This is a genomic window from Streptomyces sp. NPDC005863 (genome assembly GCF_042871345.1).
Lineage (GTDB): Bacteria > Actinomycetota > Actinomycetes > Streptomycetales > Streptomycetaceae > Streptomyces.
Genome location: NZ_JBIAII010000004.1, coordinates 52,878 through 79,275, shown reverse-complemented (window position 1 = coordinate 79,275; position 26,398 = coordinate 52,878). Strand labels below are relative to the sequence as shown.

Below are 26,398 nucleotides of genomic sequence, written 5' to 3'. Positions count from 1 at the left end.
CCAGGAGGATCACGGTGAAAGTTCGCACCAGAAGCTCGGCGATCGTCGGCGCCCTCTGCCTCGTCGCCTCCCTCGTCCTGACCACGGCATCCGCCGACGAGCCCGTGGCCCAGCACCGGCCGGCGAAGGTCGCGCTGACCAAGGTGGCCATGGCCAAGAACCCGTCCGCCGGAACGGCCGGCCCCGACGGCACGGTCTGGATCGCCGAACGCGCGGGCACCGTACGGGTCCTGGACAAACAAGGGCTCGGCGAGCCCGTCCTCGACATCTCAGCCGAGACCACCACCGACGGCGAACGCGGCCTGCTCGGCGTCGCGTTCGACAAGAACTTCGCGCACTTCTACATCTCGTTCACGAACCTCGAAGGCACCAGCACCGTGGACGAGTTCGCCGTACGAAAGGGCAGGATCCAGCCGGCCACCCGGCGCACCGTCCTCACCCAGACGCAGCCGTACTCCAACCACAACGGCGGCGACATCAAGTTCGGCCCCGACGGCTACCTCTACATCGCGCTCGGCGACGGCGGTTCGGGCGGTGACCCGCACGGCAACGGGCAGAACCTCGGCACCCTGCTCGGCAAGCTGTTGCGCATCGACCCCAGCGGCGGCAAGCCGTACGCGATCCCGCCGGACAACCCCTTCGCGGACGACCCGAAGGCCAGGCCCGAGATCTGGGCGTACGGGCTGCGCAATCCGTGGCGGTTCTCCTTCGACGCGGGCACGGGCGACCTGCTCATCGGCGACGTCGGCCAGAGCGCGTGGGAGGAGATCGACTGGGCCCCGGCGCGCAGCCGGGGCGGCGAGAACTACGGCTGGTCCCAGATGGAGGGCACGCATCCGTTCCGTGACGGCACCGAGCCCGCCGACCATGTGCCGCCGGTGCACGAGTACGACCGCACCGGTCTGGGCTGCTCGGTGACCGGCGGATTCGTCTACCGGGGCAAGACCATTCCGGCGCTCAGGGGTCAGTACGTCTACAGCGACTACTGCGACGGCACCCTGCGCACGCTGCGGTTGAAGGACGGCAAGGTGACCGGCGTCAGCGATCTCGGGGTCAACGGCGGCGAGGTCGTCTCGTTCGTGCAGGGCGGCCACCGCGAGCTGTACGTGCTCGACATCGGAGGCAGCGTCTACCGCGTCGATCCCGCGGCGGCGTGAGAACTCGGCGAAGCCGTAGTCAAGGGTCGCCCTCGTACGCGGGCGACCCGCACCGCCCCTGCCGAGGGATCACGCACAGAGGCGGCGCAACGCTTTGCCTCCATTTTCCTTTTCTCCGTACAACCTTTATCCGATTGCCCCGTTCGGATTTTCCCCGGGAAAAATACCCGGAATTCGGGAACTGGCCCGGCTCCGACGCTGTCTTAACCGGCGTCATCGGCACCATCGACCGCACCCTTTGTGCGGGACCGAGATAAACGGGGAAGGTTCCCTTCACATGAACGTTCGCGCTCCGCACACCACGCGTACCTCTCGCATCTCCCGCAAGCGCACCGTCCTGTTCGCCGCCACCGCTGCCGCGGCCGCCCTCTCGGTCGCCGTCGTCACGCCCGCACTGGCCGGGACGTCGTCGCACCCGGCGACGCCCGCCCACAGCGCGGCCGCCGCGCCCGCCGCCAAGACGGGCGACCCGCGCAGCACGACCGACCGCGTCGCCAACTTCTACGGCGCCTACATCGACTCCGTATGGGCGAACGAGGACCCGGCGGCGGGCGGCCAGGCCAAGGCATTGCGCGCTTTCTACTTGAGCGCCGCCGCACAGAAGAAGGTCGCCGCGTTCGAGGAGAAGGAGCACGCCGACGGAATTCTGTTCGCGCAGAACGTGCCGGTGAAGTGGAAAGTCACCTACACGGGTTCCGGCGCCGGCCACGCCACCTCTCTGGTGACGCTCACATGGAGCGACGGGCCGAGCGCCGAGGTCAGCAAGATCAAGGTCCAGTCGGACCTCAGGACCCAGAAGATCACCGACCTCGCACCGGCGGAGTAACCCGCGAATCTCGGGCGCGGGCCGGGGAGGTCTAGTCCGGCACCGCGTTCCCCGAAGGTGCGTCGCTGCGGCCGTAGTGGTGGGTGGTGAACATGTACACCAGGCCCGCGCCGATCACGACGCCACCGCTCAGGAGCACGATCCAGTTGTCGTACCAGGGGGCCTCGGGGGTGCGCGGCCAGGCGATGTTGACGATGGCGAAGATGCCGTACGCGAGCGCCCCGATGTTGACCGCCATGCCCCACCGCCCCATCCGGTACTCGCCGCTCGGCTTCCAGCCCTTGAGGCGGGCCCGCAGCGCGGCCAGGACGACCATCTGGAACGCCGCGTAGATGCCGAGGATCGCGAAGGACACGATCTTCGTCAGGGCGTCCGCGGAGATCAGCGAGCCGAAGGCGATCAGCGCGGGCAGGATCGCGGCGAGCAGCAGCGCGTACGGCGGGACCGCGCGGGCCTCGGAGAACTTCCGCAGCAGGCGGTGCCCGACGATCATCTCGTCGCGGGCGTAGGAGTAGATCAGCCGGCCCGCGGCGGCCTGCAGGCTGATCGTGCAGGACAGGAAGGAGATGAGGACGACAGCCATCACGGTGCGCGCGCCCGCCTCGCCGAGGGCGTCGAAGAGGACGTTGACCACCGGGTCGGTGTCCTTGCCCGAGATCACCGCCCGGTAGTCGACGACGGACAGGAGCAGCGTCAGACAGGTGAACGTCGCCGCGATCCCGCCGACGTAGATGGTGCGGCGCATCGCCTTGGGGATCACCGTGCCGGGGTGCTTGACCTCTTCGGCGACGTCGCCGCACGCCTCGAAGCCGTAGTACTGGTAGAAGCCGATGATCGCCGCGCCGAGGAAGACGGGCAGATACGAGCTGTCGCCGGCCGCGCCGTAGTCGTCGAAGAGGACGCCGAGGCCGTGGAATCGGTGGGTGGTGAGCAGGATGACGCCGACCACCAGCGCGCCGAGCAGCTCCGCGCTGAAGCCGATCAGCGCCGCCCAGGAAAGGGCCTTCGTACCGGCGTAGTTGATGAGGACGCCGATGACGATCAGGGCGACCGTGCAGAGCACGGTGGTGTGCACGGTGGGCCGGAAGCCGAGCAGGATCGCGATGTAGGGCCCCGCGCCGTACGCGACGCTGGTGATCGTGACGAGCAGCGCCCACATGTAGACCCAGCCGGTCATCCACGCCCAGCGCTTGCCCCACAGCCGGCGCGCCCACGGATAGACGCCGCCCGCGACCGGGTACTGCGCGACGACCTCGCCGAAGACCAGGGCGACGAGGAACTGCCCGCAGCCCGCCATCACGAAGGCCCAGATCATCGGCGGGCCGCCGTCGGCGAGCGCCGTGCCGAAGAGGGTGTACGTGCTCACCACCGGCGAGAGGTAGGTGAACCCGAGGGCGAAGTTCGCCCAAGGGCCCATCTCCTTGCGGAACTCCGACTTCTCCTCGCCGGGCGCGGCGTCCGCGGTGCCGTCCGGTGTGCCGGGAACGGTCACTGGTTCCCCCCTTCCGCGGCCAGCGGCTCGGGAGCCGGCCGGGCGCTGATGAGGTCGGCCGCGCGCTCGGCCACGAGCAGCACGGTGACCATCGGGTTGATGGTCGGCATGGTCGGGAAGACCGACGCGTCGACGATGCGCAGTCCGTCGTGCCCGCGCAGCCGCAACTGCGGGTCGACGACGGCCATCGGGTCGTCCTCGGCCCCCATCCGGCAGGTGCCCGCCGGGTGGTAGACGGTGTGCGCGGCGCGGCGCCCGTACTCCGAGAGGTCCTCGTCCGACTGGACGTCGGGGCCCGGCGCCACCTCGCGCAGCAGCCAGTCGCTGAACGGGGCGGTGGCGGCCACCTCGCGGGCGATCCTCAGGCCGTCGACGATGGTGCGCTCGTCGTGTCCCTCCGGGTCGGTGAAGTACCGGAAGTCCAGGGCGGGTTTGTCCGCCGGGTCGGCGCTGCGCAGCCACATCCGGCCGGTGGACCGGGCGCGCGGCACGTTCGGTGTCATGCAGACGCCGTGCTCGGGGGCCGGGTAGCCGAGCCGTTCGGTGTTGACGGTGAACGGCACTTGGTAGAAGTGGAACATCAGGTCGGGGCGCGGCCCGCCGTCCGCGTCGCGGCGCAGGAAGAGTCCGGCGTCGGAGTCCATCGCGGAGTTGGGCGGCAGCGGTCCGCGGGTCTCCCACACGATCACCGACTCGGGGTGGTCGAGGAGGTTCTCGCCCACCCCCGGCAGGTTCGCGTTGACCTCGATGCCCACGTCCCGCAGGTGGTCGGCAGGGCCGATGCCGGAGAGCATGAGCAGCCGCGGGGTGTCGATGGCGCCGGCGCACAGCAGCACCTCCGCCTCGGCCTCCAGGGTCGACTCCGAGCCGTCGGGGTTGCGCACCTGCACCCGGGTGAAGCGCCCCTCCTCGTCGCGCAACAGCCGGTGCGCCCAGGTCTCCAGACGGAGCGTCAGGTTGGGTCGGTCCATGATCGGGTGGAGGTACGCGACCGACGCTGAGGAGCGCTTGTTGGTCTCCGGGTCGTAGGCGAGGGAGAAGAACCCGGCGCCGTCGGTGAAGGGGCGGGCGTTGAAGTCCTCGACGACCGGGACGCCGAGCCGCGCGGTGGCCGCCGCGACGAAGTCCTGGGCGATCGGGTTACGGTCGGCCGCGCCGACCGGCACGATGTTGTTCTGCAGTCTCGTCCGGTACGCCAGGATCGTTTCCGGATCCCATCCTTCGCACCCCATCCGCACCCACTCCTCGAGGTCCTGCGGGAACGGCAGGAAGCTGATGAGGGTGTTGTGCGAGGAGCAGCCGCCGAGCACGCGCGCCCGGGAGTGCAGGATGTGGGAGTTGCCGCGCGGCTGCTCCTCGGTGGTGTAGCCGTAGTCGAACTCGCCGCCGAGCAGGTTGATCCAGTTGCGCAGCCGCAGGATGCGGTCGTCGCCGACGTCGCTCGGTCCGCCCTCCACCACGCACACCCGGCAGCCGGGGTCCTCGCTCAGCCGGGCCGCCAGTACGGAGCCCGCCGTACCGCCGCCGATGATCACGTAGTCGTAGGTCGTCGTCTCGTCGCGCATGCGTCGCCCTCTCTCTCGCCCTGCCCGCTCAGCCCTGGAACCAGCCGCCGGGAGCCGGCCTCAGGTTCTGGTAGATGTGCTTGGCCTCCTGGTACTCGCGCAGGCCGGTGGGCCCGAGCTCCCGGCCGAAGCCGGAGCGGCCGAAGCCGCCCCACTCGGCCTGCGGCACGTAGGGGTGGAAGTCGTTGATCCAGACGGTGCCGTGCCGCAGCGCAGCCGCGACCCGCTGGGCGCGACTCGCGTCGTTCGTCCAGAGGCCGCCGGCCAGGCCGTAGCGCGTGTCGTTGGCCAGTTCGACGGCCTCCTCCTCGGTACGGAAACGTTCCACCGTGACCACCGGGCCGAAGACCTCCTCCTGGACGATGCGCATGGAGCGGTCGCAGTCGGCGTAGATGGTGGGCAGCAGGAAGAAGCCGCGGGAGAGCTCGGGGTCGTCGGGGCGGCGGCCGCCGCAGACGAGCCGGGCGCCGTCGTCGCGGGCGATCTCCAGATAGCTCTCGACCTTCTCGCGGTGTTCCGCGGAGCTGAGCGGGCCGCTCTCGGTCTGCGGGTCGAGGCCGTTGCCGAGCCGGATGGCGCTCGCGCGTTCGGCGAGGCGCTCCACGAACCGGTCGTGCAGGGAGTCCTCGACGATGAGCCGGGAGCCGGCCGAGCAGACCTGTCCCGAGTGGAGGAAAGAGGCCTCCAGCGCGTGGTCGACGGCGGTCTCGAAGTCGCAGTCGGCGAAGACGACGTTGGGGTTCTTGCCGCCGAGTTCCAGCGCCATGTTCTTCACGCCGGGCGCGCAGGCCTCCATGATGCGGCGGCCGGTGGCCAGCCCGCCGGTGAAGGAGACCAGGTCCACCTCGGGGTGGGCGGACATGGCCGCGCCGACGGTGGCGCCCGGGCCGAGCACCAGGTTGGCGGAGCCCGCGGGGGCGCCCGCCTCGGCGATGAGCCGCATCATGTGGATCGTGGAGAGCGGCGTCGTCTCGCTGGGCTTGAGCACGAAGGTGTTGCCCGCGGCCAGGGCCGGGGCGACCTTCCAGGAGGCCTGCAGCAGCGGGTAGTTCCACGGCGCGATGAGCGCGCAGACCCCGATGGGGTGGTAGGTGACCCGGCTGAGGACGTCGGGGCCGACGTCCACGACGCGGCCGCCGTCCTTGTCGGCGATCTCACCGAAGTAGCGGAACGCGTTCGAGACGTCCTCGACGTCGATCCGTGCCTCGGCGAGCGTCTTGCCGGTGTCGAGGGACTCGACGTGGGCGATCTCCTCCTGGTCGCGCAGCAGGAACCGGGCCACTCTGAGCAGCACGTCCGCCCGCTCCCGGGTGGGCGCCCCCGACCAGTCGCCGCGGTCGAAGGCGCGCCGGGCGGCCTGGACGGCGTGATCGACGTCCGTCTCGTCGGCGTCGTCGACCTGCTGGATGACGGAGGCGTCGTACGGGTTGACCACATCCCGCCGCGCTCCCTGGACGGCTCCGGTCCATTCCCCGTCGACGAACAGTTCCGGCATCGTGGGCTCCCTCGCTCTGGTACCTGTCCGGTGCCGCGGTCACCCACCGGCACGCACGCCGGGCACCAACATCGTCGGGTCGGCGCGCACCGGCCGCCGGGACGCACCGGGCGGGCGAGGGTTGGGGGGCAGATTGGACCTGGTTGGGCTAGGGCCTCACGTGTGGATCGGGCCGGGCTCGCGGGACGCGGGCGTCACCGCCCCCTGGTGCGGCCCGCGAGGGCTCCGCCCGCTGCGACGACGGCGGCCGCGCCGAGGGCGGAGAGCAGCCGGGCGTGGTGGGAGGCCCACAGCTGCGGGCTGCGGGCGTGGGCGCGCGCGTCGAAGGCGCCGTGCGCCCCGTGGTCGTCGGCGCCGGCCTTGTCGACGGGTTCCCACAGGTTGCCGGGGCGCTCCGGTACGTGTTCGTCGGTCTGCTGGGAGTCGTAGCCGGTGCGGGCGAGGTAGCGGTCGAGGAGGGGGGCCGCGAACTTCTGCGCGAGGATCGTGCCGACGGTGCTGGCGCCCACCCAGTACTGCTTGCGCCGGGGGTGGTCGGCGGCGAACGCGATGGCGCGGGCGGCCACTTCGGGCTGGTAGATCGGGGGGACGGGCTGCGGGTGGCGGGGCAGCCGGGAGAGGACCCAGGAGAACTGGGGGGTGTTCACGGCGGGCATCTGGACGACGGTGACGCGCACGTTGCTGTGCTGGTGCAGCAGTTCGCAGCGCACCGATTCCGTGAAGCCGTTGATGGCGTGCTTGGCGCCGCAGTAGGCGGACTGCAGCGGGATGCTCCTCGACCCCAGCGCGGAGCCGACCTGCACGATCGTGCCGCGGTCCCGGGACTTCATCCGGTCGAGCGCCACCATCGTGCCGTGCACGTAGCCGAGGTAGGTCACCTCGGTCACCCGGCGGAACTCGTCCGCCCCGATCTCGTCGAACGGCGCGAACACCGAGGTGAACGCCACGTTGATCCAGACGTCGATGGGTCCGAACCGCTCCTCGGCCCGGGTGGCCGCCGCCTCGACCGCCGCGTGGTCGGCCATGTCGGTGGGGATCGCCAGTGCCGCGCCGCCGGCCTCCTCGACGTCGCGGACGGCGCCCCGCAGCCCCGCCTCTCCCCTGGCGAGCAGGACGACGTTGGCGCCCCGGCGGCCGAAGTGCTGGGCGGTGGCACGGCCGATGCCTGCACTGGCGCCGGTGATCACTACGTTCTGGGGCATCGCGGTGAGGGTCCTTTCTGGTGGTGCCGGGGGTGGTGGTGCCGGGGTGGTGGTGCCGGGGGCGGCAGCGGGTGTCGGCCGGTCACACGGGCCGGCGCTGGGATCGGGGCAGCGGGTCCTCGGTGAGGCGTCCGGCGCACTCCAGGAGCAGGGCGTGGACGAAGGCCTGCGGGAGGTTGCCGCGCAGCTGGCGCTGGATGATGTCGTACTCCTCGGAGAACAGTCCCGGCGGTCCGCAGGCCGCCCGGTTCCGCTCGAAGAGGCGCAGGGCGCGGTCGGTGTGGCCCTGCTGGTGCTCGGCCAGCGCCATCATGAAACCGCACAGCAGGAACGCCCCCTCGGCCTCGCCCAGGGGGCGCCGGTCGTGCCGGAAGCGGTACACGTACTCGTCGCGGACCAGTTCCTGCCGTACGGCGCGCAGGGTGGCGAGGGTGCGGGGATCGTCGGCCGGCAGCGCGCCGCGGACCGGCGGGAGCAGCAGCGCCGCGTCGACGTTGGGGTCGTCCGGGGACCGCTTCCAGTGGCCGTCGGGGTGCAGGCAGGTGCGGGACGTCTCGGCGAGGAGGGCGTCCGCGAGCGAGGTGAGGCGGGCGACCTGGCGGCCGGCGCCGGGCAGTGCGGCGATCGCGCGCAGCCCGGCGACGCAGCTCAGCCGGGAGTGCGTCCAGGGCCGGTCGTCGATCTCCCAGATGCCGGCGTCGGGCCTGTTCCACAGCTGTTCGACGGCGCTGACGCCGGTCTGCACGGCGCGCCATCCGTCGGAGTCGAGTCGGTCCACGTGGCCCGCGGCGGCGAGGAGTTGGAGGGCTTCACCGAACGCGTCGAGCTGGAACTGCTGGTTGACCCAGTTGCCGATCTTGTCGGTGCCGCCGGGGTAGCCGGGCAGGTCCAGGGTCTGTTCGGAGGGGACCGGGCCGCCGGTGACGGTGTAGGCGGGTTTGAGCTCCGGGCCGTCCTGCAGGAGCCGTCCCGCGACGAAACCGACGGCGGAGTCGAGGAGGCCGGTGGCGCCGGCTCCGGCCGCGGCGATGCCCGCGTAGCACTGGTCGCGGATCCACGCGTAGCGGTAGTCGTAATTGCGGCCGGCGCCGGAGCGCTCGGGCAGGCACATGGTGGCGGCGGCGACCATCCCGCCCCCGCTGCTGGTGAGGCCGCGCAGCACGGCGAGGGCGTGGTGCGCGTCGCGGGTGGCGAGGGTCTCGGGCGGCTTGGGGCAGGCCCGCGCCCAGGAGGCCTCGGTGGCGGCCCATGCCGTGTCGGGATCCACCGGTTCGGCGGGGAGGGTGTGCGGCGAGAGTTCGAGTACGAAGTCGTGGTGGCCGCCCAGGGGCACGGTCAGTTCGAGGGTGAGCACTTCGCCGTTGCCGTCCGGGTCGCGGCTCGTGCGCGCCGCTGCCGCGCCGGTCCAGCGCCAGTGCAGCGGCCCGGTCTTGCCCGTCCATACCCCGTCGTGCTGCCGGACGTGGCTGCTGCTGTCGCCGCCGAACGCGCCGCGGGGTTCGAGTACGACCCTGACCCGTGCCGGGCAGTCGGTGGCGAGCACCCGGCGCAACAGCACGACACGCTCGGGCTCCCCGGGGAAGGCCAGGGCCTCCCGGCACTCGACGGGTCCCTCGCCGGTGATGAAGCGGCTGCGCCAGATCAGGCTGCCGGTCTCGTAGAACCCTCCCCAGACGTGCCGGGGGTCGAGCGGGGTGACGGCGTAGGTTCCGCTGCCGCCGACGAGCGAGGAGAAGACGGCGTCGGAGTCCCAGCGGGGCGCGCACATCCAGGAGATGTCCCCGTGCGGCCCGACCAGGGCGCCCCGTTCGCCGTCGGCCAACAGCGCGTACTCGCGCAGCACGTGCGGGAGGAACTCCGGGCCGGTGTCGCTCGCGTTCGGCGTCGGCATGATGGGGGTCCTCTCCGGTCGGGCTCGGTGCGGGGTCGCTGGGGTTGCGGGGTCAGGAGATGCGGTAGGGCTCGGCCGCCCGGTGCCGGAAGGTCAGGCCGAGTCCCGGCTCGCCGGAGGCGCCCGGCCTGATCGACCCGCCGGCCGGGTCGAGGACGCCGTCGAAGAGCAGCCGCTCGATGCGGGTGTGGTCGTGGAACCACTCCAGGTGGCGGGTGTTGGGCACGGCGGCGGCCGGGTGGGCGTGCAGGTGCGGGGCGCAGTGCCCGGAGATCTGCAGCCCGGCGGCCTCGGCGAGCGCGGCGGCGCGCAGCCATACGGTGATGCCGCCGCACCGGGTGACATCGGCCTGGAGACAGTCGACGGCGCCCGCGTCGAGCAGGTGGCCGAAGTAGGCGAGGGTGTAGCCGTATTCGCCCGCGGCGACCTCCGGGGTGACCGCGGCCCGGATCCGCGCGAGGCTCTTCAGGTCGTCCGAGGAGACCGGCTCCTCGAACCAGGTGACGCCCTGGTCGTCGAGATGGCGGGCGACGCGGACGGCCTGTTTGACGGAGTACGCGCCGTTGGCGTCGACGTACAGCCGGGCGCCGTCGCCGATGCTGCGCCGGGCCTCGGTCACCCGGGCGCGGTCCCGCCGCTCCTCCTCGCCCCAGGACTCCCCGATCTTGATCTTGACCCGCGGAATACCCAACTCCTCCACCCAGGCGCGGAGTTGACGGTCCTGCTGTCGTTCGTCGTACGTGGTGAAGCCGCCGCTGCCGTACACCGGCACCCGCGTCCGGCTCGCCCCGAGGAGCCGCACCAGCGGCAGTCCGAGCACGCGCGCCTTGAGGTCCCACAGCGCGACGTCGACGGCGGAGAGCGCGCCCGCGGCCACACCCGGGCGGCCCGCGTTGCGCAGCGCCCGGTGCATGGCCTCGTTCGCCGCGGACACGTCCCACACGCACCGTCCGGCCACCACCGGCGCGAGCTGATCACTGACGACGCGGGCGGTGGCCGGGGCCCCGTAGGTGTAGCCGAGGCCCTCGGTGTCGCCGCTGCGCGCCCGCACCAGGACCAGGGTGGTGGAGCTCCAGGTCAGTGTGCCGTCGCCCTCCGGCGCGTCGGTGGGCACGGTGTAGACGCTCACGTCCACACCGTCCACCGACGGATCCGCCTCGGGGCGGGCACCAGGGCTCATGCGCCGTCCGCTCCTTTGCGCGTCCCGGAGTCGCCGCCGGAACCGCGTCCGGGCAGCATCTCCTGGACCTTCGCCTTCAGGCCCTGCCGGATCATGCCGACCCGGTCGCTGTCGCCCTTCACGACGGCCGACGCGGCGGCCTCGATCTGGTCCAGGCTCGCGTGCGGCGGGATCGGCGGCACCGCGGGGTCGGTGCGGAAGTCGATGACGAACGGCCGGTCGCTGCCGAGCGCCCGGTGCCAGGCCGCCTCCACGTCCGCCGGCTTCTCGACGCGCACCCCGCCGAGCCCGATGGAGGTGGCGAAGTCGGCGTAGGGCACATCGGGCAGCGACTGCGAGGGCAGGAACTGCGGGGCGCCGGACATCGCGCGCATCTCCCAGGTGACCTGGTTGAGGTCCTGGTTGTTGAGGACGGCGACGACCAGGCGCGGATCGCGCCACTCCTGCCAGTACTTGGCGATCGTGACGAGCTCGCCGAGCCCGTTCATCTGCATGGCGCCGTCGCCCACGATGGCGATGGCGGGCCGGTCGGGGTGGGCGAACTTGGCGCCGATCACGTACGGGACTCCGGGGCCCATGGTGGCGAGGGTGCCGGACAGGGAGCCGCGCATGGTGCCGCGCATGCGCAGATGGCGTGCGTACCAGTTCGCGGCGGAGCCGGAGTCGGCGGCGAGCATCACGTCGTCCGGCAGCAGGGCGTCCAGCGCGTGCACCACGTACTCGGGGTTGATGGGGTCGGCCTCCACCGCGGCGCGCCGCTCCATCACCTCCCACCAGCGTGCGGTGTCCTTCTCGATCTTCTTCCGCCAGGAGCCGTGTTTCTTCTTCTTGAGCTGCGGCAGCAGGGCCTTGAGCGTCTCCTTGGCGTCACCGACCAGGTTGACCTCGAAGGGGTACCGCAGCCCGATCATGTGCGGGTCGATGTCGATCTGCACCGCGCGGGCTTGGTCTAGGTCGGGCAGGAACTGGCTGTAGGGGAAGCTGGAGCCGATGACGAGCAGCGTGTCGCAGCCCTGCATGAGCTCGTACGAGGGGCGGGTGCCGAGCAGCCCGATGGACCCGGTCACGTACGGCAGGTCGTCGGGGAGCGCGTCCTTGCCGAGCAGCGCCTTGGCGACGCCGGCGCCCAGCGTCTCGGCGAGCACCTCGACCTCGGCGCGGGCCCCGCGGGCGCCCTGGCCGATGAGCACCGCGACCTTCTCCCCCGCGTTCAGGATCTCGGCGGCGCGAGTGATCTCGGCAGGCGCGGGGACGGGCGCGTACGAGGCCATGCCCAGGCTGGAGGGCACCATCTTGAACGCGTGGGTCGGCGGCGAGTAGTCGAGCTCCTGCACGTCGGCAGGGACGATGATCGCGGTCACCGTGCGGCGCGCGTAGGCGGTGCGCATGGCCCGGTCGATGACGTTGGGGAGCTGCTCGGGGACCGTCACCATCTCGCAGAACTCGGAGGCGACGTCCTTGTAGAGGCTCAGCAGGTCGACTTCCTGCTGGTAGGAGCCGCCCATGGCGGTGCGGTCGGTCTGTCCGACGATGGCCACGACGGGCACGTGGTCGAGCTTGGCGTCGTAGAGGCCGTTCAGGAGGTGGATCGCGCCCGGGCCCGAAGTCGCCGCGCACACCCCGACCTTGCCGGAGAACTTCGCGTAGCCCACGGCTTCGAACGCGGACATCTCCTCGTGCCGGGACTGGATGAACCGGGGCTTGTCGTCCGCGCGTCCCCAGGCGGCCAGCAGGCCGTTGATGCCGTCTCCGGCGTAGGCGAAGACGCGCTCGACGTCCCACTCGCGCAGACGCTGAAGGATGTAATCGGAGACTTTCATGGACACGGGGTGCTTCCTTTCCGAGAGAGGGGCCGAGCGGGGCGGTGCGGGCGAGGGCAGGTCAGCGGCGATGTCGGTGTCGGCGGGCCAGCGCGGTCGCGCCGAGCGCGGCGCCCGCACCGGCGGCGGTCACGGCCGCGGTGACCAGGCGCGGCGCCGAGCGCGGCACGGTGGGGCGAGTGGTGAGCCGTTCGGGCCGGTCGGCCGGGAGCGGGCCGTCCAGGGCGAGCGCCAGGGCTTCGGCCAGGTGCATCGCACGGCGCCCGGTGCCGCCCTGCTCGATCTGGGTGCGGCAGCTGAAGCCGTCCGCGAGGACCAGGGCGCCGGGCGCGGCCTCGCGCACCGCGGGCAGCACGCCGAGCTCGCCGACCGCCATCGACACGTCGTGGTGGTCGCGTTCGAAGCCGAAGTTGCCGGCGAGGCCGCAGCATCCGGCGTCCAGGACGTCGGCCTCGATGCCGGCGCGGCGCAGCAGCTCCCGGTCCGCGTCGTCCTTGAGCACGGCGTGCTGGTGGCAGTGGGTCTGCACGGTGGCGATGCGTGCGAGGCGCGGTGGCCGCCAGCCGTCGGGGGTGTCGTTGACCAGGAGTTCGGAGAACGTCCTGAACTGCCCGGCGAGGCGGTGCACGTCCTCGTTGCGGGGCAGCAGCTCCGGGGCGTCCGAGCGGAACACCGCGGCGCAGGAGGGTTCCAGGCCGACCACCGGGGTGCCGGCCTCGATCCAGGGGCGGAGCACGTCGAGCGTACGGAGCAACACCCGCTCGGCGACGCCGAGTTGACCCGTCGAGATCCAGGTGAGGCCGCAGCAGACGGCCCGGGTGGGCACCGCGACGCCAAAGCCGGCGTCCTCCATGACCCGCACGGCCGCCTTGGCGATGGCCGGGTGGAAGTGCGTCGTGAAGGTGTCCGGCCACAGCACGACGGTGCGCGGATCGTGCGGGTCGGGCTCCGGCGCGGCGCGCCGCCGCCACCACTGGACGAAGTTCTCCTCGGCGAACACGGGTGCGTCCCGCTCGCCGGAGACGCCCGCGAGCCGTTTGCCGGCCCGGGCCAGTCCCGGGGCGTGCAGCGCGGCGTTGGCCAGCCGCGGGGCGAGCGCGGAGAGCCGGGCCCAGAGCGGCAGCCATCCCATGGAGTAGTGCGCGGCGGGCCGCAGCCGTTTCGCGTAGTGGTGGGAGAGGAACTCGGCCTTGTACGTGGCCATGTCGACCCCGGTGGGGCAGTCTGACTTGCAGCCCTTGCAGGCCAGACAGAGGTCGAGCGCGTCGCGCACCTCGGTGGAGCGCCAGCCGTCGGTGACCGGCGAGTCGGCGTGGCCGCCCAGCATCTCGAAGAGCAGCCGCGCCCGGCCCCGGGTGGAGTGCTCCTCCTCGCCGGTCGCCCGGTAGGACGGACACATCACACCGCCCTGGTGGGTGCGGCAGTTGCCGATGCCGACGCAGCGCTGCACCGCCCGGGCGAAGGAGTGGTCGTCGTCGGGGTAGCCGAAGTGCGTGGCCGGGGTGGCGGGGCGCCAGTCGACGCCGAGCCTGAGGTTCTCGTCCACGCGGTGCGGTGCGACCACCTTGCCGGGGTTCATCCGGTCGTCGGGGTCGAAGAGCGCCTTGACCCGGCCGAACGCCTCGATGACGCGGGGCCCGTACATGCGCGGCAGCAGCTCCCCGCGGGCCTGCCCGTCGCCGTGCTCCCCGGAGAGCGACCCGCCGTAGGAGGAGACGAGGTCGGCGGCGCGGAACAGGAACGCGCGGAACGTGGCGACTCCCTGCACGGTCGTGAGCTCGAAGGGGATCCGCGTGTGCACACACCCCTGCCCGAAGTGCCCGTACAGGGACGGCCGGTCGTAGCCGAACTCCGTGAAGAGGTCCTTGAGGTCGCGCAGGTAGTCGCCGAGCCGCTCGGGCGGGACCGCGGAGTCCTCCCAGCCCTCCCAGGTCTCCCGCCCGTCGGGCGGCCGCGCGGTGACGCCGAGCCCGGCCTCGCGGGCCTTCAGCATCCGCTGTTCCCGGTCGTGGTCGTCGGAGAACGCCACGGTGTCGTCCTTCTCGCCGCGCCCGAGAGCCGCCAGCAGCGCGTGGGCCTTCTGGTCCGCCTCGTCCCGACTGTCCCCGGTGAACTGCAGCAGCAGCCAGCTCTCGCCCGCCGGGAAGTTGTCGAGCGAGTCGAGGCAGGCGCCCCCCTCGCGCATGAGCTGGGCCATGCGGTCGTCGATGGCCTCCAACTGGGTGGGGGCGCTGTGCTCCAGGAGCCGCGGCACGTCGTCGGCGGCGGCGCAGATGTCGTCGTAGCCGAGGACCAGCATGGCCTCCGTCGACGGGACCGGCACCAGTTCCAGCTCGGCGCGCAGGACGGTGACGAGGGTGCCCTCGCTGCCGACCAGGGCGCGGGCGACGTCGAAGCCGTTCTCGGGGAGCAGGGAGTCCAGGTTGTACCCGGACACCCGCCGGGGGATCCGCGGAAAGCCCTGGCGCACGTCCGCAAGAGAGCTCTGGATGATCTCGCGCAGGCCCCGGTACAGCTCGGCGCGCCGCCCGCCGGCCGCGACGATCTCCTCGTACTCCGCGTCCGTGGTGGGGCCCACCCACATCCGGGTGCCGTCGTAGGTCAGGATCTCCAGGCGCCGTACGTTCTCGACGGTCTTGCCGTACGCCTGGGCGGAGGCGCCGCACGAGTTGTTGCCGATCATGCCGCCGAGCGAGCAGTGGCTGTGGGTGGAGGGCTTGGGGCCGAACTTCAAGCCGTGCCGGTCCAGCTGCCTGTTCAGCTCGTCGAGGACCAGTCCCGGCTCGACCACACAGGTCCGCTCCTTCGGATCGACCGAGAGCAGCCGGTGGCAGTGTTTGGTCCAGTCGATGACGACCGCGGTGTTGGTGCACTGGCCGCCCAGGCTGGTCCCGCCGCCCCGGGACAGGACAGGGGCCCCGAACCGGGCGCAGACGGCGACGGCCTCCGCACCGGCGTCGACCGTGCGGGGCACCACGACGCCGATCGGCACCTGCCGGTAGTTGGAACCGTCCGTCACGTACGCGCCGCGGCTGCCCGCGTCGAAGCGCACCTCGCCGTCGACCTGCTCGCGCAGCGCTCGTTCCAGACCGACGACATCCATGACCTCATTCACCCCTCTGTCGCGCCGACCGACAACCGGAACGGGCGAGGGCACGCGTACCGCGCGGCGTCCACGTCGGTCCGCACGCCGGGTAACCGCCCGAACGGACGCGGAAACACGTCGCTCACGTGTCTCTGGGGACGTCCGCCCCACTGGCCGGGAAGTAGGTGCGGTGAGAAACTTTCAGCAGTTCTGCGTTCTGCGAGGAGGAGCAGGCGTGCGCAACCGGCGGTCGGCGGGAAACGGGAGGCGGACCGGCGCTCAGATCGCCTCGTGCGCCCCGGTGTGGCGCAGCAACTGCCGCTCCAGCTCGTGCCGTACGTCCGCGCAGAGGGACCCGGTGCGGCCCCACTCGACGACCAGCTGAGCGACGTGGAACGGCTTGATGTCCGTGGCCAGCGAGATCCTCCGCAGGATGTCCCGCGCCTCCGCGGCCGTACACCGGCCGACGCCCACGATCACGTTCGCGGCACGCTCGACGGCGGCCCTGGACGCGGCCGCCTGCCGGCTCCCGTCGTCGGTCCCGACCGATACCTGCGCCCGCCGCCGCCCGGCGCCACGCTGCCCTGCACCCTCTGATGGCACGGTGCCCTCCGCTCGTGACAACGCCCCCAGCTCATGGTCGGGCCCGGACCGCCACCGGGCAACCGGACGGGCTCTCGCCCCGTACGGGCCCGGGCAGCGGCGAGTCCGCCGGCAGGTGCGCCAGGAAGGTGTCGGTCGCGGAGCCGGGCTCAGGCCTCGTACTCCGTGAGGTCGATCGCGTGGACGCTCAGCGGGTAGCCGTACTCCGGGTGGTCCGTGACGCGCTCGGGGACCATGCCGAGCTTGGCGATGACGTTGGCCGATGTCCGGTTCTCCGGACGGTCGATGCTGATGACCCGGTCGAGGCCGCGGTCCTGGAGGGCGAACTCGAGCGTGGCCTGGGCGGCCTCGGACGCGTACCCCTGGCCCCAGAACGGCGTGCCGAGCCGCCAGCTGATGGCGACGGCGGGCATGACCTCGGGCAGGAACTCGGGCACGGTGAGGCCCGTGAAGCCGGCCAGTTCACCCGAGGCCAGGAGCTCGACGGCGAAGAGGCCGAAGCCCTCGTCGTCCCACTCGTCCTCCCAGCGCTCGATCTCCTCCGCCGTGCGCTCCAGGTCGTGGACCGAGCCGTCCTCGATCCAGTGCATGACGCGGGGGTCCGCGTTGATGTCCGCCATGGGCACGAGGTCGTCGTCGTGCCAGCGGCGCAGGAGGAGGCGGGGCGTGCGGATCTCTGTCATGCGCCCATCCTGCCGGTGGCGGCGTCGACGGCGGTAATCGGCCCGTCGGGGGCACGGACACGTGCGGGCGGCCCGGGACTCCTCGGAGTCTCGGCCGCCCGGACGGTGTCGCGCACGTGGGGCCGCCGCTCAGCGGCCGAGCGCCTGCTTGAGTTCCTTCTTGTTCATCGAGGAGCGGCCCTCGATGTTCTTCTTCTTGGCCTCCTCGTACAGCTGGTCGCGGGTCGGGCCCTCGGCCCCGCTGTGCGAGCGCTCGCCGCCGCGCTCGGAGGCGGACTTCTTGTCGCGCGTCGAGGTCTTGCTCGCCGTCTTCGACTCACCGGAGCGCGCGCGTTCCTTGTTCACGGTACGAGCGGCGATCTCCTCGGCGCGCCCCTTGGACGCTCCACGGTCCTCGGCGCTGTCCTTGATGTGCTCGTACTGCCGTTCGCGCTTCTTGCTGGATCCAGCAGGCATGGGATGCCCCTTTCCGTGTCGGTTCCCGATTCGGCGGTCGTCCGGTGGCCGGCGGTCACGCCGGGCGCAGCCACAAAGTTCCCAGCGGCGGCAGCGTCACACATAGGCGTCCCGGCCCGTCGCCGCCCGCGGGCCGCTCGGGCTTCAGCGGCCCCGGATTGCGCACGTCGCCGCCGCCGTAGCGGGCCGCGTCCGTGTTGAGGGTCTCCTGCCAGGCGCCGACGGAGTCCGGCACGGCCAGCTCGTATCCGTGACGCACCACCGGGGAGAAGTTGCTCACCGACAGCAGCGGGGTGCCGTCCTTGGCGTACCGCAGGAAGGCCACGACGTTGTCCTGCGCCGCGTCCACCACGACCCAGGAGAACCCGGCCGGTGTCGTGTCCTGCTCCCAGAGGGCGGGCGCGGTCCGGTACTGGTGGTTGAGGTCCGCCACCAGCTCCTGCACGCCGAGGTGGTCGGGCCGCGCCGGCCAGGCCTCGTCCAGGAGCCCCCAGTCGAGCCCGTGCTCCTGCGACCACTCGGCGCCCTGGGCGAACTCCTGTCCCATGAAGAGGAGTTGCTTGCCGGGGTGGGCCCACATGTAGGCCAGGTAGGCGCGGTGGTTGGCGCGCTGCTGCCACCAGTCGCCGGGCATCTTGGAGACCAGCGAGCGCTTGCCGTGCACGACCTCGTCGTGCGAGAGGGGCAGCAGGTAGTTCTCGCTGTACGCGTAGACCATCGCGAAGGTCAGGTCCGAGTGGTGGTACTGGCGGTGCACGGGCTCGTGTGCGACGTACTGCAGGGAGTCGTGCGACCAGCCCATGTTCCACTTCAGGCCGAAGCCGAGGCCGCCGTAGCCGCCGGCGCCGGTCTCGTGGGTGGCCCGGGTGACGCCGTCCCACGCGGTCGACTCCTCGGCGATGGTGACCACGCCGGGGCAGCGCCGGTAGACCGTGGCGTTCATCTCCTGCAGGAAGGCGACGGCGTCCTCGTTCTCCCGGCCGCCGTGCGCGTTGGGCGCCCACCGGCCCTCTTCGCGGGAGTAGTCGAGGTAGAGCATCGAGGCCACCGCGTCGACGCGCAGGCCGTCGATGTGGAACTCCTCGCACCAGTACGTGGCGTTGGCGACCAGGAAGTTGCGGACCTCCTTGCGGCCGTAGTCGAAGGTGAGCGTCCCCCAGTCGGGGTGCTCCGCGCGCCGCGGGTCGGCCGGTTCGTACAGGTGCTCCCCGTCGAACGCCGCCAACGCCCAGTCGTCGCGCGGGAAATGGGCGGGCACCCAGTCCATGAGCACCCCGATGCCGGCCTGGTGGAAGGCGTCGACGAGGAACTTGAAGTCGTCGGGGGTGCCGAGGCGTGCGGTCGAGGCGTAGAAGCCGGTGACCTGGTAGCCCCAGGAGCCGCCGAAGGGGTGCTCGGCGACGGGCATCAGTTCGACGTGGGTGAACCCGAGGTCCGACACGTATGCGGGGAGCTGCTCCGCCAGCTGACGATACGTCAACCCGGGCCGCCAGGACGCCAGATGGACCTCGTACACCGAGAACGGCGCCTCATGGACCGGCACGTCGCCGCGCCGCCGCATCCACTCGTCGTCCCGCCACTCGTACGTCGAGACGTCCACGATCGAGGCGGTCGCCGGCGGCACCTCCGTGCGGCGGGCCATCGGATCAGCCCGCATGCTCCGGCTGCCGTCGGCCCGCGTGACGTCGAACTTGTACAGCGTGCCCTCGTCGACCCCGGGCACGAACAGCTCCCACACACCGGTCGAACCGAGGGAGCGCATCGGGTGGGCGGTGCCGTCCCAGTGACAGAATTCGCCGCACACCCGCACCCCCCGGGCGTTCGGCGCCCAGACGGTGAAGCGGGTGCCCCGGACGCCCTGGTGGGTCATCGGGTGCGCGCCCAGCGCCTGCCACAGCTGTTCGTGGCGGCCCTCCCCGATGAGGTGCAGGTCGAGCTCGCCCAGGGCAGGCAGGAAGCGGTAGGGGTCCTGCAGCTCGACCTCACCGCCCTCGTACGTCACACGCAGCTCGTACGCGGGGATCGGGGCCGCCGGAGCGGGGGCGGCGGGGTCCGGGGCGTCGGAGGCGGCCGGGTCCGGGGCGTCGGGGTCCAGGGGCAGGACGCCCGAGAAGAAGCCGTCCCCCACACTGTCCAGCCGCAGACTCCGCCCGTCCTCGACGACAACCCGCACAGCGTCGGCGAACGGGCGCAGGACCACGAAGGCGATCCCGCCGGGCACAGGGTGCGCGCCGAGCACGGCGTGCGGGTCGTGGTGCGTGCCCGACAGCAGCCGGTCGCGGTCCGCGGGGTCGAGCGGCGCCTCGGCCGGGACGGCGTCAAGCGGCGCCTCGGGGCGGGAGTCGCGGCCGTCGGCGCGCCGTTTGACCGCGCGGACGGGCCGCGCGGGGCGCGGGCGCTCGAGGAGGGCGGCCGCCGGATCGGGAGCGGACGTATCGGTGGTGGCCACGGATTCAGCTCTCCTCTGGTGAGGGGTGGGCGGGACGGTGCATCGAGGGGGCGGCACGTCGGGCGGGCGGATCAGGTGCGCAGAAACGTTCCGTCACTGCGGTGGCCGGGGTGGGGGTCATGGGCCCTCCGCCAGCCGGGCCAGCGCCGCCATGGGCACGGGGAGCCATTCCGGCCGGTGCCGGGCCTCGTACAGCGCCTCGTACACCGCGCGGTCCGTCTCGTGGGCCCGCAGCAGCGCGGTCTCCGTGCGCGGGTCCCATGCCGCCGCCGCGGCGTAGCCCGCGCAGAACGCCTCGCGGCAGCGGTCCGCCCACTGCGGTTGCCAGGGGCGCTCGGAGTGGGCCGCGTAGTCGAACGAGCGGAGCATGCCGGCGATGTCGCGCACCGGAGCCTGCAGCTGTCGGCGTTCGGTGAGCGGTCTCGCCGGTTCGCCCTCGAAGTCGATGACGAACCACCGGTCCCCGGCCCGCAGCACCTGGCCCAGGTGGAGATCGCCGTGGATCCGCTGGTCGGGCCGGTGCCGGCCGCCCGCGGCGACGACGTCGTAGGCGCCGCGCAGCCGCGGCACGTACGGGGCGAGCGCGGGCACCTGGCTCGCGGCCGCCTCCAGGCGTTCGGCCATCGCGGCGGCCAGCTCCCCGCCCTCGCGGCGGTCCGGCGGCCGGGGCTCGAAGACCTGGGCCAGGGCGAGGTGCACCTCGGCGGTGGCGCGCCCGAGTTCGTACGACTCGTCGGTGAACTCCTCGCCCGCGTCCAGGGATTGCAGCGCCAGCGTCCAGCCGTCCGTCGCGTCGCGCAGGAAGGGCTGGAGCACGCCGAGCGTCGTCCGGCGCGGCTGCTCGGTCCAGAACCAGGCCACCGGCGCGGGCACCCGCGCACAACCTTCGCCGGCCAGCGCGCGCGGCACCTCCAGGTCCGGGTTGGTGCCGTACTGGATGCGGCGGAAGAGCTTCAGGATGAAGCGGTTGCCGTAGACCAGCGAGGTGTTGGACTGCTCGCCGTCGAGCAGCCGGGGCGTGAGCCCGGCCGGCACCTCGCTTCCCGCGTCCCGCTCGAAGCGCAGCGGGCCCGCCGCGCCCGGGGTACGCAGCCGTTCGAGCAGCAGTCCGGCCGAGCGGGGGTCCAACAGGGCGTCGTACACGCTGAGTCCGGCGAGCGGGCCCGCGGTGGGCCTGCCGATGACCGCGTGGTGGAGCCGGGGCGGCAGTTCCTCGCGGATGCCGAGGACGAGTTGATAGCAGTGCGGGGTCGTCCCGTCGTGCCGGGTGCTGATCAGCAGATGCAGACAGCCCGGGTGCAGCGTGGTCATCGACACCACGGAGAGGTCCGTGATGGGCCATCCCTTGGCCGCGAACCACCGCTGCTTCGGGAGCCATTCCCGGAGCAGCCCGGCCAGTGACCTCAGCACCAGGGGTGGGCTGAGGCTGTCCTGTGTGAGCGGTGCGGTCTCGAGCATGCGACACGTCCCTTCAGAGGCGCACGGCGGGGGCCGCCGGACGGGGCGGAGGAAGGTCGTCGCGCAGGCGGAACCAGTAGAAGCCGTGTCCCGCGAGAGTCAGCAGATAGGGGAGTTCACCGATGGCCGGGAAACGGACGCCGCCGACGAGTTCGACGGGGTGGCGTCCTTCGAAGGTCTGGAGGTCGAGTTCGGTGGGTTGGGCGAAGCGGGAGAAGTTGTGGACGCACAGGACGAGGTCGTCCTTGTATTCGCGCAGGAAGGCGATGACGGCGGGGTTGGTGGAGGGGAGTTCGGTGTAGGAGCCGAGGCCGAAGGCGGGGTTCTGTTTGCGGATCTCGATCATGCGCCGGGTCCAGTGGAGCAGGCTGGAGGGGCTGCTCATGGCGGCTTCGACGTTGGTGACCTGGTAGCCGTAGACGGGGTCCATGATGGCGGGCAGGGAGAGGCGGCCGGGGTCGCAGGAGGAGAAGCCGGCGTTGCGGTCGGGTGTCCACTGCATGGGGGTGCGCACGGCGTCGCGGTCGCCGAGCCAGATGTTGTCGCCCATGCCGATCTCGTCGCCGTAGTAGAGGATCGGGGATCCGGGCAGGGACAGGAGCAGGGCGGTGAAGAGTTCGATCTGGTTGCGGTCGTTGTCCAGGAGGGGGGCCAGGCGGCGGCGGATGCCGATGTTGGCGCGCATGCGGGGGTCTTTGGCGTATTCCGCGTACATGTAGTCGCGTTCTTCGTCGGTGACCATCTCCAGGGTGAGTTCGTCGTGGTTGCGCAGGAAGATGCCCCATTGGCAGCCGGAGGGGATGGCGGGGGTCTTGGCGAGGATTTCGGAGACGGGGTAGCGCGATTCGCGGCGTACGGCCATGAAGATGCGGGGCATGACGGGGAAGTGGAAGGCCATGTGGCATTCGTCGCCGCCGCCCTGGAAGTCGCCGAAGTAGTCCACGACGTCTTCGGGCCATTGGTTGGCCTCGGCGAGCAGGACGGTGTCGGGGTAGTGGGCGTCGATCTCGGCGCGGACGCGTTTGAGGAGGTGGTGGGTGCGCGGGAGGTTTTCGCAGTTGGTGCCCTCCTCGGCGTAGAGGTAGGGGACCGCGTCCAGGCGGAAGCCGTCGATGCCCAGGTCGAGCCAGAAGCGCAGGGCGGAGATGATCTCTTCCTGGACGGCGGGGTTCTCGAAGTTGAGGTCGGGCTGGTGGGAGAAGAAGCGGTGCCAGTAGTACTGCTCGCGTACCGGGTCGAAGGTCCAGTTGGAGGCTTCGGTGTCGACGAAGATGATGCGGGCGTCCTGGTAGGCCTTGTCGTCGTCCGCCCACACGTAGTAGTCGCCGTAGGGGCCGGTGGGGTCGGTGCGTGAGGCCTGGAACCACGGGTGCTGGTCGCTGGTGTGGTTCATGACGAAGTCGATGATGACGCGCATGCCGCGCTGGTGGGCGGAGTCGACGAACTCCACGAAGTCGGCGAGATCGCCGAACTCGGGCAGTACGGCGGTGTAGTCGGAGACGTCGTAACCGCCGTCGCGCAGGGGTGATTTGAAGAAGGGGGGCAGCCACAGGCAGTCCACCCCCAGCCACTGCAGATAGTCCAGCTTGGCGGTGATGCCCTTCAGATCGCCGATGCCGTCACCGTTGCTGTCCTGGAAGGAACGGACCAGCACCTCGTAGAAGACGGCACGCCTGAACCACTCCGGATCGAGATCTTTCTCCGGAGTGTCCTCGAAGGTGTCCTTGACGGGCTCGTTGATGATCATTGCGTGGGTGACCCTCCGATCAGTGGTGGAGACGGTCGCAGGACCTGGAAGACGTGCGCGGGGGCCTGGCCCGGTTCGAGACGCACGTAGTTGGTCCTGCCCCAGTGGTAGGTGTCGCCGGTGAGCTCGTCCCGTACCGGCACGGTCTCGTCCCAACCGAGGCCGAGGCGCGGCATGTCGAGGCGGACGGTGGCCTCGCGGACGTGGTGCGGGTCGAGGTTGACCACCACGAGGACCGTGTCGTCACCGGAGCGCTTGCTGTAGGCGATCACCGCCTCGTTGTCGGCCTGGTGGAAGTGCAGGTCGCGCAGTTGCTGCAGGGCCGGGTGGTCCCGTCGGACCCGGTTGAGCGCGGTGAGGAGGGGGGCGATGGTGCGCCCCTCGCGCTCGGCCGCCGCCCAGTCGCGCGGCCGCAGTTGGTACTTCTCCGAGTCGAGGTACTCCTCGCTCCCCGGGCCGGCCGCGGCGTTCTCGCACAGCTCGAACCCGGCGTACACGCCCCAGCTCGGCGCGAGGGTCGCGGCCAGCACGGCCCGCAGCTCGAAGGCGGGCCGGCCACCCGTCTGGAGGAACTCGGAGAGGATGTCCGGGGTGTTCACGAAGAAGTTGGGGCGCAGATACGGGGAGGTCTCCCCGGCGAGCTCCGTCAGGTAGTCGACCAGCTCCTGCTTGGTGTTCTTCCAGGTGAAGTAGGTGTACGACTGCTGGAACCCGGCCTGGGCCAGTGCCCGCACGACCGGCGGCCTGGTGAAGGCCTCGGCGAGGAAGAGCACGTCGGGGTCGGTGGCGTTGATGTCGGCGAGGACCTGTTCCCAGTACGCGACGGGCTTGGTGTGCGGGTTGTCGACGCGGAAGATCCGTACGCCGTGGCCCATCCAGAAGCGCAGCAGCCGCACGGACTCCTCGACCAGGCCCGGCAGATCGCGGTCGAAGGCGATCGGGAAGATGTCCTGGTACTTCTTCGGCGGGTTCTCCGCGTACGCGATGGAGCCGTCCGGGCGATGGGTGAACCATTCGGGGTGCTTCTCCACCCAGGGGTGATCCGGCGAGCACTGCAGCGCGAAGTCGAGCGCCACTTCGAGCCCGAGCCGGTCGGCCTCGCGCACGAACGCGTCGAAGTCCTCCAGCGTCCCCAGATCGGGATGGACCGCGTCATGACCGCCCTCGGGCGAACCGATCGCCCACGGCACGCCGACGTCGTGGGGGCCCGCCGACAGGGAGTTGCCGGGGCCCTTGCGGAAGGTGGTGCCGATGGGGTGGATCGGCGGCAGGTACACCACGTCGAAGCCCATGGCCGCGATCGCGGGCAGCCGTCGCGCCGCCGTGCGGAAGGTGCCGGAGACCGGCGGCGCGCCCTCGCGCGCCTCGGCGCCCTCGGAGCGCGGGAAGAACTCGTACCAGGAACCGAACAACGCCCTGCGCCGCTCGACCAGCAGCGGCAGAGCGTCCGAGCGGGTGACGCGCTCCCGCAGGGGGAACCGTGCGAGGACCGCCGTCACAGCGGGGGCCAGCGCGGCGTCGAGCCGTGCGGAAGGGGTGCGCAGGTCGTCCTGCAACGTGTCGGCGGCGGCCAGCAGGGTCCGGCGTTCCGTGCCCGCCGGGGCGCCGGTCGCGGCCCGCTCGTACAGCGCCGCGCCCTCCTCAAGGACCAGCCCGACGTCGATGCCCGCGGGAATCTTGACCTCGGCCGCGCGGCGCCACTCGGCCACGGGGTCCGTCCACGCCTCCACGGCGTACGTCCAGCGGCCCTCCGCGTCCGGGGTGACCTCGGCGCCCCACCGGTCGGAGCCCGGGGACAGCTCGCGCATCGGCGTCCAGGGGCCGCTCCGCCCGTCGGGGCCGAGCAGCACCACATTGGCGCCGACCGCCCCGTGACCCTCGCCGAACACCGTCGCCGTGACCTGGAAGGTCTCGCCGGGGACGGCCTTCGCCGGGCGGCGCCCGTCGTCGACGCGCGGCCGCACGTCCCGCACCGGCACGGGCAGCACCGGCGCCTGAGCCTGTGTCTGTCTCTGGGTCTTCGTCCGTGTCCGCGCGCGGGGGGAACTCGGCGCCGCGGAGGCGGCGTTCGTCTCCGGAACTGCGGTCATCGAATCTCTCCTCCGCCGCGCTCGTGGTGGGCGCGGCCCCGGGCAGGAGCCGCGCGTGACTACTGCCCCAGACGCTCGGGCGCCGGCCTCGGCCGGCACGCGGCGCGCGGACGCAGGTACTCCTCGGCCGCCTCGGCGGCCGCCCGCGCCGTGCACTCCCCCATCAGCACGCAGAGGGTGTACGCGGTGTTCTCGAAGTGCGTGCGCACGTCACGGTCGGCGGGGCGGACGAACAACAGCCGTTCCCACGACCGGTACTGACTCAGATGCCGCGCGACGACATCTTTGGCGGGCAACAGCACCACGCTGCTCACCTACGTTCTGCGACGGGTGCGACCGGAGCGCCTGGCCGACGCGGAACGGCACCGCACATGGAGGACCGGACGGCTCGCGCCGACATCGGTGTTTCCAGACTCATGGTGCACGCTCGACCACGCAGCGTCTTGTTGGCTATTCAACAAGTGGCCTCTGGTGCTCGTGTTGCGCGAATGGAGTAGTGCTCTCACTCTGAGACTGACTCAGGAGCGATCAGTGCTCACGCTTCGTGTTCGGGGCTCGGTCCGCAGGGCCGAAGAGGAGCGAGAGCTCCGCCGAGAGGAGCCAAGCGCAATGAAGTCGGCAACCCCCCGCTACTACCACCTCGATGTGGAGATCAGCCCGGAGCGGATCGACCAGATCGATCGCATTCTGGCGGCCCATCTCCGCCACTGGGGCCTGGGGATCCTCGTCGACCCCGTCGGCCACTGCACCCGTGTGCTGCTGCGGGCCATCGAGGAGCACGGAACGAACAAGCAGGCGGCCGTCGAGCTGTGGTGGACGGGGCACCATCTCATCACCGGCGTGTCGGACAAGGACCGCGACCTCGGACCGCACTACGCGCCGCAGGGATTCCTGGCCCAGATCGCCGCGCTGAGCGACGGCTGGGGCAGCTGCCCGGCGGCCGACGGAAAGATCATCTGGTTCGCCCACCGCGACCGCACGCCCGACCACGCCACCCTCTCCCCGAGCACGCCGGTGCCCTGTGTGCCCGAGTCGCTCGAGGTGCCGCAGGAGGAGACCATGGCAGTCCTGGCGGGTGCGCCGAAGACGTGAACCCGGCGCGCAGCGGCCCGTTCGCCCCACCGGCGACGGCCCTACGCCACCCCCGCAACTGGAGGCGGAGGCCCTGCCCTTACGGGCGCGGGGCCTCCGTCCATCGT

At 71.6% G+C, this 26,398-nt stretch carries 19 protein-coding genes; 3 read left to right on the top strand and 16 right to left on the bottom strand.

Annotated features, from left to right (window positions below; all coding sequences use genetic code 11):
• The first annotated feature begins 14 nt into the window (after positions 1 to 14).
• Complete coding sequence (locus ACFYO9_RS16590; RefSeq protein WP_358778925.1) at positions 15 to 1,157, top strand: PQQ-dependent sugar dehydrogenase; 1,143 nt, start codon at positions 15 to 17, stop codon at positions 1,155 to 1,157.
• A gap of 277 nt (positions 1,158 to 1,434) precedes the next feature.
• Positions 1,435 to 1,983 carry a hypothetical protein gene (locus ACFYO9_RS16585; protein WP_358778926.1) on the top strand — a complete coding sequence of 183 codons (549 nt, stop codon included), beginning with the start codon at positions 1,435 to 1,437 and terminating at the stop codon, positions 1,981 to 1,983.
• A 31-nt stretch (positions 1,984 to 2,014) separates the two neighbouring features.
• Here ACFYO9_RS16585 and ACFYO9_RS16580 read toward each other — a convergent pair whose 3' ends face one another.
• The 16 genes from ACFYO9_RS16580 to ACFYO9_RS16505 all read right to left on the bottom strand — a co-directional run bounded on the left by ACFYO9_RS16580 (position 2,015) and on the right by ACFYO9_RS16505 (position 25,504).
• Positions 2,015 to 3,475: an APC family permease gene (locus ACFYO9_RS16580; RefSeq protein WP_355809773.1), complete on the bottom strand. Its 1,461-nt coding sequence runs from the start codon at positions 3,473 to 3,475 to the stop codon at positions 2,015 to 2,017.
• Positions 3,472 to 5,040 carry a GMC oxidoreductase gene (locus tag ACFYO9_RS16575; protein WP_358778927.1) on the bottom strand — a complete coding sequence of 523 codons (1,569 nt, stop codon included), beginning with the start codon at positions 5,038 to 5,040 and terminating at the stop codon, positions 3,472 to 3,474. The genes ACFYO9_RS16580 and ACFYO9_RS16575 overlap by 4 nt, the downstream gene beginning before the upstream one ends.
• A 28-nt stretch (positions 5,041 to 5,068) precedes the next feature.
• Positions 5,069 to 6,535: an aldehyde dehydrogenase family protein gene (locus ACFYO9_RS16570; RefSeq protein WP_358709338.1), complete on the bottom strand. Its 1,467-nt coding sequence runs from the start codon at positions 6,533 to 6,535 to the stop codon at positions 5,069 to 5,071.
• A 194-nt stretch (positions 6,536 to 6,729) separates the two neighbouring features.
• Entirely contained in the window at positions 6,730 to 7,737 is a 1,008-nt protein-coding gene (locus ACFYO9_RS16565) for an SDR family oxidoreductase (protein ID WP_358778928.1), read from the bottom strand.
• Positions 7,738 to 7,819: 82 nt separating this feature from the next.
• On the bottom strand, positions 7,820 to 9,628 hold the full coding sequence (locus tag ACFYO9_RS16560) for a glycoside hydrolase family 15 protein (protein WP_358778929.1): 1,809 nt from the start codon (positions 9,626 to 9,628) through the stop codon (positions 7,820 to 7,822).
• Between the two features lie 52 nt (positions 9,629 to 9,680).
• Positions 9,681 to 10,808 carry an enolase C-terminal domain-like protein gene (locus ACFYO9_RS16555; RefSeq protein ID WP_358778930.1) on the bottom strand — a complete coding sequence of 376 codons (1,128 nt, stop codon included), beginning with the start codon at positions 10,806 to 10,808 and terminating at the stop codon, positions 9,681 to 9,683.
• On the bottom strand, positions 10,805 to 12,628 hold the full coding sequence (locus tag ACFYO9_RS16550) for a thiamine pyrophosphate-requiring protein (protein WP_358778931.1): 1,824 nt from the start codon (positions 12,626 to 12,628) through the stop codon (positions 10,805 to 10,807). The genes ACFYO9_RS16555 and ACFYO9_RS16550 overlap by 4 nt, the downstream gene beginning before the upstream one ends.
• Positions 12,629 to 12,689: 61 nt before the next feature.
• Entirely contained in the window at positions 12,690 to 15,731 is a 3,042-nt protein-coding gene (locus ACFYO9_RS16545; RefSeq protein ID WP_358778932.1) for an FAD-linked oxidase C-terminal domain-containing protein, read from the bottom strand.
• A 261-nt stretch (positions 15,732 to 15,992) separates the two neighbouring features.
• Positions 15,993 to 16,316 carry an ANTAR domain-containing protein gene (locus ACFYO9_RS16540; protein WP_355809791.1) on the bottom strand — a complete coding sequence of 108 codons (324 nt, stop codon included), beginning with the start codon at positions 16,314 to 16,316 and terminating at the stop codon, positions 15,993 to 15,995.
• Between the two features lie 149 nt (positions 16,317 to 16,465).
• Entirely contained in the window at positions 16,466 to 16,999 is a 534-nt protein-coding gene (locus tag ACFYO9_RS16535) for a GNAT family N-acetyltransferase (RefSeq protein ID WP_355809793.1), read from the bottom strand.
• A 129-nt stretch (positions 17,000 to 17,128) separates the two neighbouring features.
• On the bottom strand, positions 17,129 to 17,455 hold the full coding sequence (locus ACFYO9_RS16530) for a plasmid stabilization protein (protein ID WP_355809796.1): 327 nt from the start codon (positions 17,453 to 17,455) through the stop codon (positions 17,129 to 17,131).
• 55 nt (positions 17,456 to 17,510) lie between these two features.
• On the bottom strand, positions 17,511 to 19,904 hold the full coding sequence (gene glgB, locus ACFYO9_RS16525; RefSeq protein ID WP_388666369.1) for a 1,4-alpha-glucan branching enzyme: 2,394 nt from the start codon (positions 19,902 to 19,904) through the stop codon (positions 17,511 to 17,513).
• 117 nt (positions 19,905 to 20,021) lie between these two features.
• Positions 20,022 to 21,362, bottom strand: a complete 1,341-nt coding sequence (locus ACFYO9_RS16520) for a maltokinase (protein ID WP_355809798.1) — start codon at positions 21,360 to 21,362, stop codon at positions 20,022 to 20,024.
• Positions 21,363 to 21,375: 13 nt separating this feature from the next.
• Complete coding sequence (gene treS / locus ACFYO9_RS16515; protein WP_388666366.1) at positions 21,376 to 23,109, bottom strand: maltose alpha-D-glucosyltransferase; 1,734 nt, start codon at positions 23,107 to 23,109, stop codon at positions 21,376 to 21,378.
• A complete protein-coding gene (locus tag ACFYO9_RS16510; RefSeq protein ID WP_358779363.1) occupies positions 23,106 to 25,199 on the bottom strand; it encodes an alpha-1,4-glucan--maltose-1-phosphate maltosyltransferase in 2,094 nt (697 codons plus the stop codon). Before ACFYO9_RS16510 ends, treS begins: the two co-directional genes overlap by 4 nt.
• 59 nt (positions 25,200 to 25,258) lie before the next feature.
• The gene (locus ACFYO9_RS16505) at positions 25,259 to 25,504 is read right to left on the bottom strand and encodes a DUF5133 domain-containing protein (protein ID WP_355819589.1); all 246 of its coding nucleotides are present in this window, start codon (positions 25,502 to 25,504) and stop codon (positions 25,259 to 25,261) included.
• 304 nt (positions 25,505 to 25,808) lie between these two features.
• On the opposite strand from ACFYO9_RS16505, the gene ACFYO9_RS16500 reads away from it, so the two are divergent.
• Positions 25,809 to 26,291, top strand: coding sequence for a pep a2 (locus tag ACFYO9_RS16500; protein ID WP_358779362.1), 483 nt, complete (start codon positions 25,809 to 25,811; stop codon positions 26,289 to 26,291).
• The last annotated feature ends 107 nt before the right edge of the window (positions 26,292 to 26,398 follow it).

Bases quoted from the DNA above. Each gene is read 5' to 3' on its own strand.
- ACFYO9_RS16585 (WP_358778926.1), top strand. From the start codon at position 1,435: ATGAACGTTCGCGCTCCGCACACCACGCGTACCTCTCGCATCTCCCGC.
- ACFYO9_RS16575 (WP_358778927.1), bottom strand. From the start codon at position 5,040: ATGCGCGACGAGACGACGACCTACGACTACGTGATCATCGGCGGCGGT.
- ACFYO9_RS16570 (WP_358709338.1), bottom strand. From the start codon at position 6,535: ATGCCGGAACTGTTCGTCGACGGGGAATGGACCGGAGCCGTCCAGGGA.
- ACFYO9_RS16565 (WP_358778928.1), bottom strand. From the start codon at position 7,737: ATGCCCCAGAACGTAGTGATCACCGGCGCCAGTGCAGGCATCGGCCGT.
- ACFYO9_RS16560 (WP_358778929.1), bottom strand. From the start codon at position 9,628: ATGCCGACGCCGAACGCGAGCGACACCGGCCCGGAGTTCCTCCCGCAC.
- ACFYO9_RS16555 (WP_358778930.1), bottom strand. From the start codon at position 10,808: ATGAGCCCTGGTGCCCGCCCCGAGGCGGATCCGTCGGTGGACGGTGTG.
- ACFYO9_RS16550 (WP_358778931.1), bottom strand. From the start codon at position 12,628: ATGAAAGTCTCCGATTACATCCTTCAGCGTCTGCGCGAGTGGGACGTC.
- ACFYO9_RS16545 (WP_358778932.1), bottom strand. From the start codon at position 15,731: ATGGATGTCGTCGGTCTGGAACGAGCGCTGCGCGAGCAGGTCGACGGC.
- ACFYO9_RS16535 (WP_355809793.1), bottom strand. From the start codon at position 16,999: ATGACAGAGATCCGCACGCCCCGCCTCCTCCTGCGCCGCTGGCACGAC.
- ACFYO9_RS16530 (WP_355809796.1), bottom strand. From the start codon at position 17,455: ATGCCTGCTGGATCCAGCAAGAAGCGCGAACGGCAGTACGAGCACATC.
- ACFYO9_RS16520 (WP_355809798.1), bottom strand. From the start codon at position 21,362: ATGCTCGAGACCGCACCGCTCACACAGGACAGCCTCAGCCCACCCCTG.
- treS (WP_388666366.1), bottom strand. From the start codon at position 23,109: ATGATCATCAACGAGCCCGTCAAGGACACCTTCGAGGACACTCCGGAG.
- ACFYO9_RS16510 (WP_358779363.1), bottom strand. From the start codon at position 25,199: ATGACCGCAGTTCCGGAGACGAACGCCGCCTCCGCGGCGCCGAGTTCC.
- ACFYO9_RS16500 (WP_358779362.1), top strand. From the start codon at position 25,809: ATGAAGTCGGCAACCCCCCGCTACTACCACCTCGATGTGGAGATCAGC.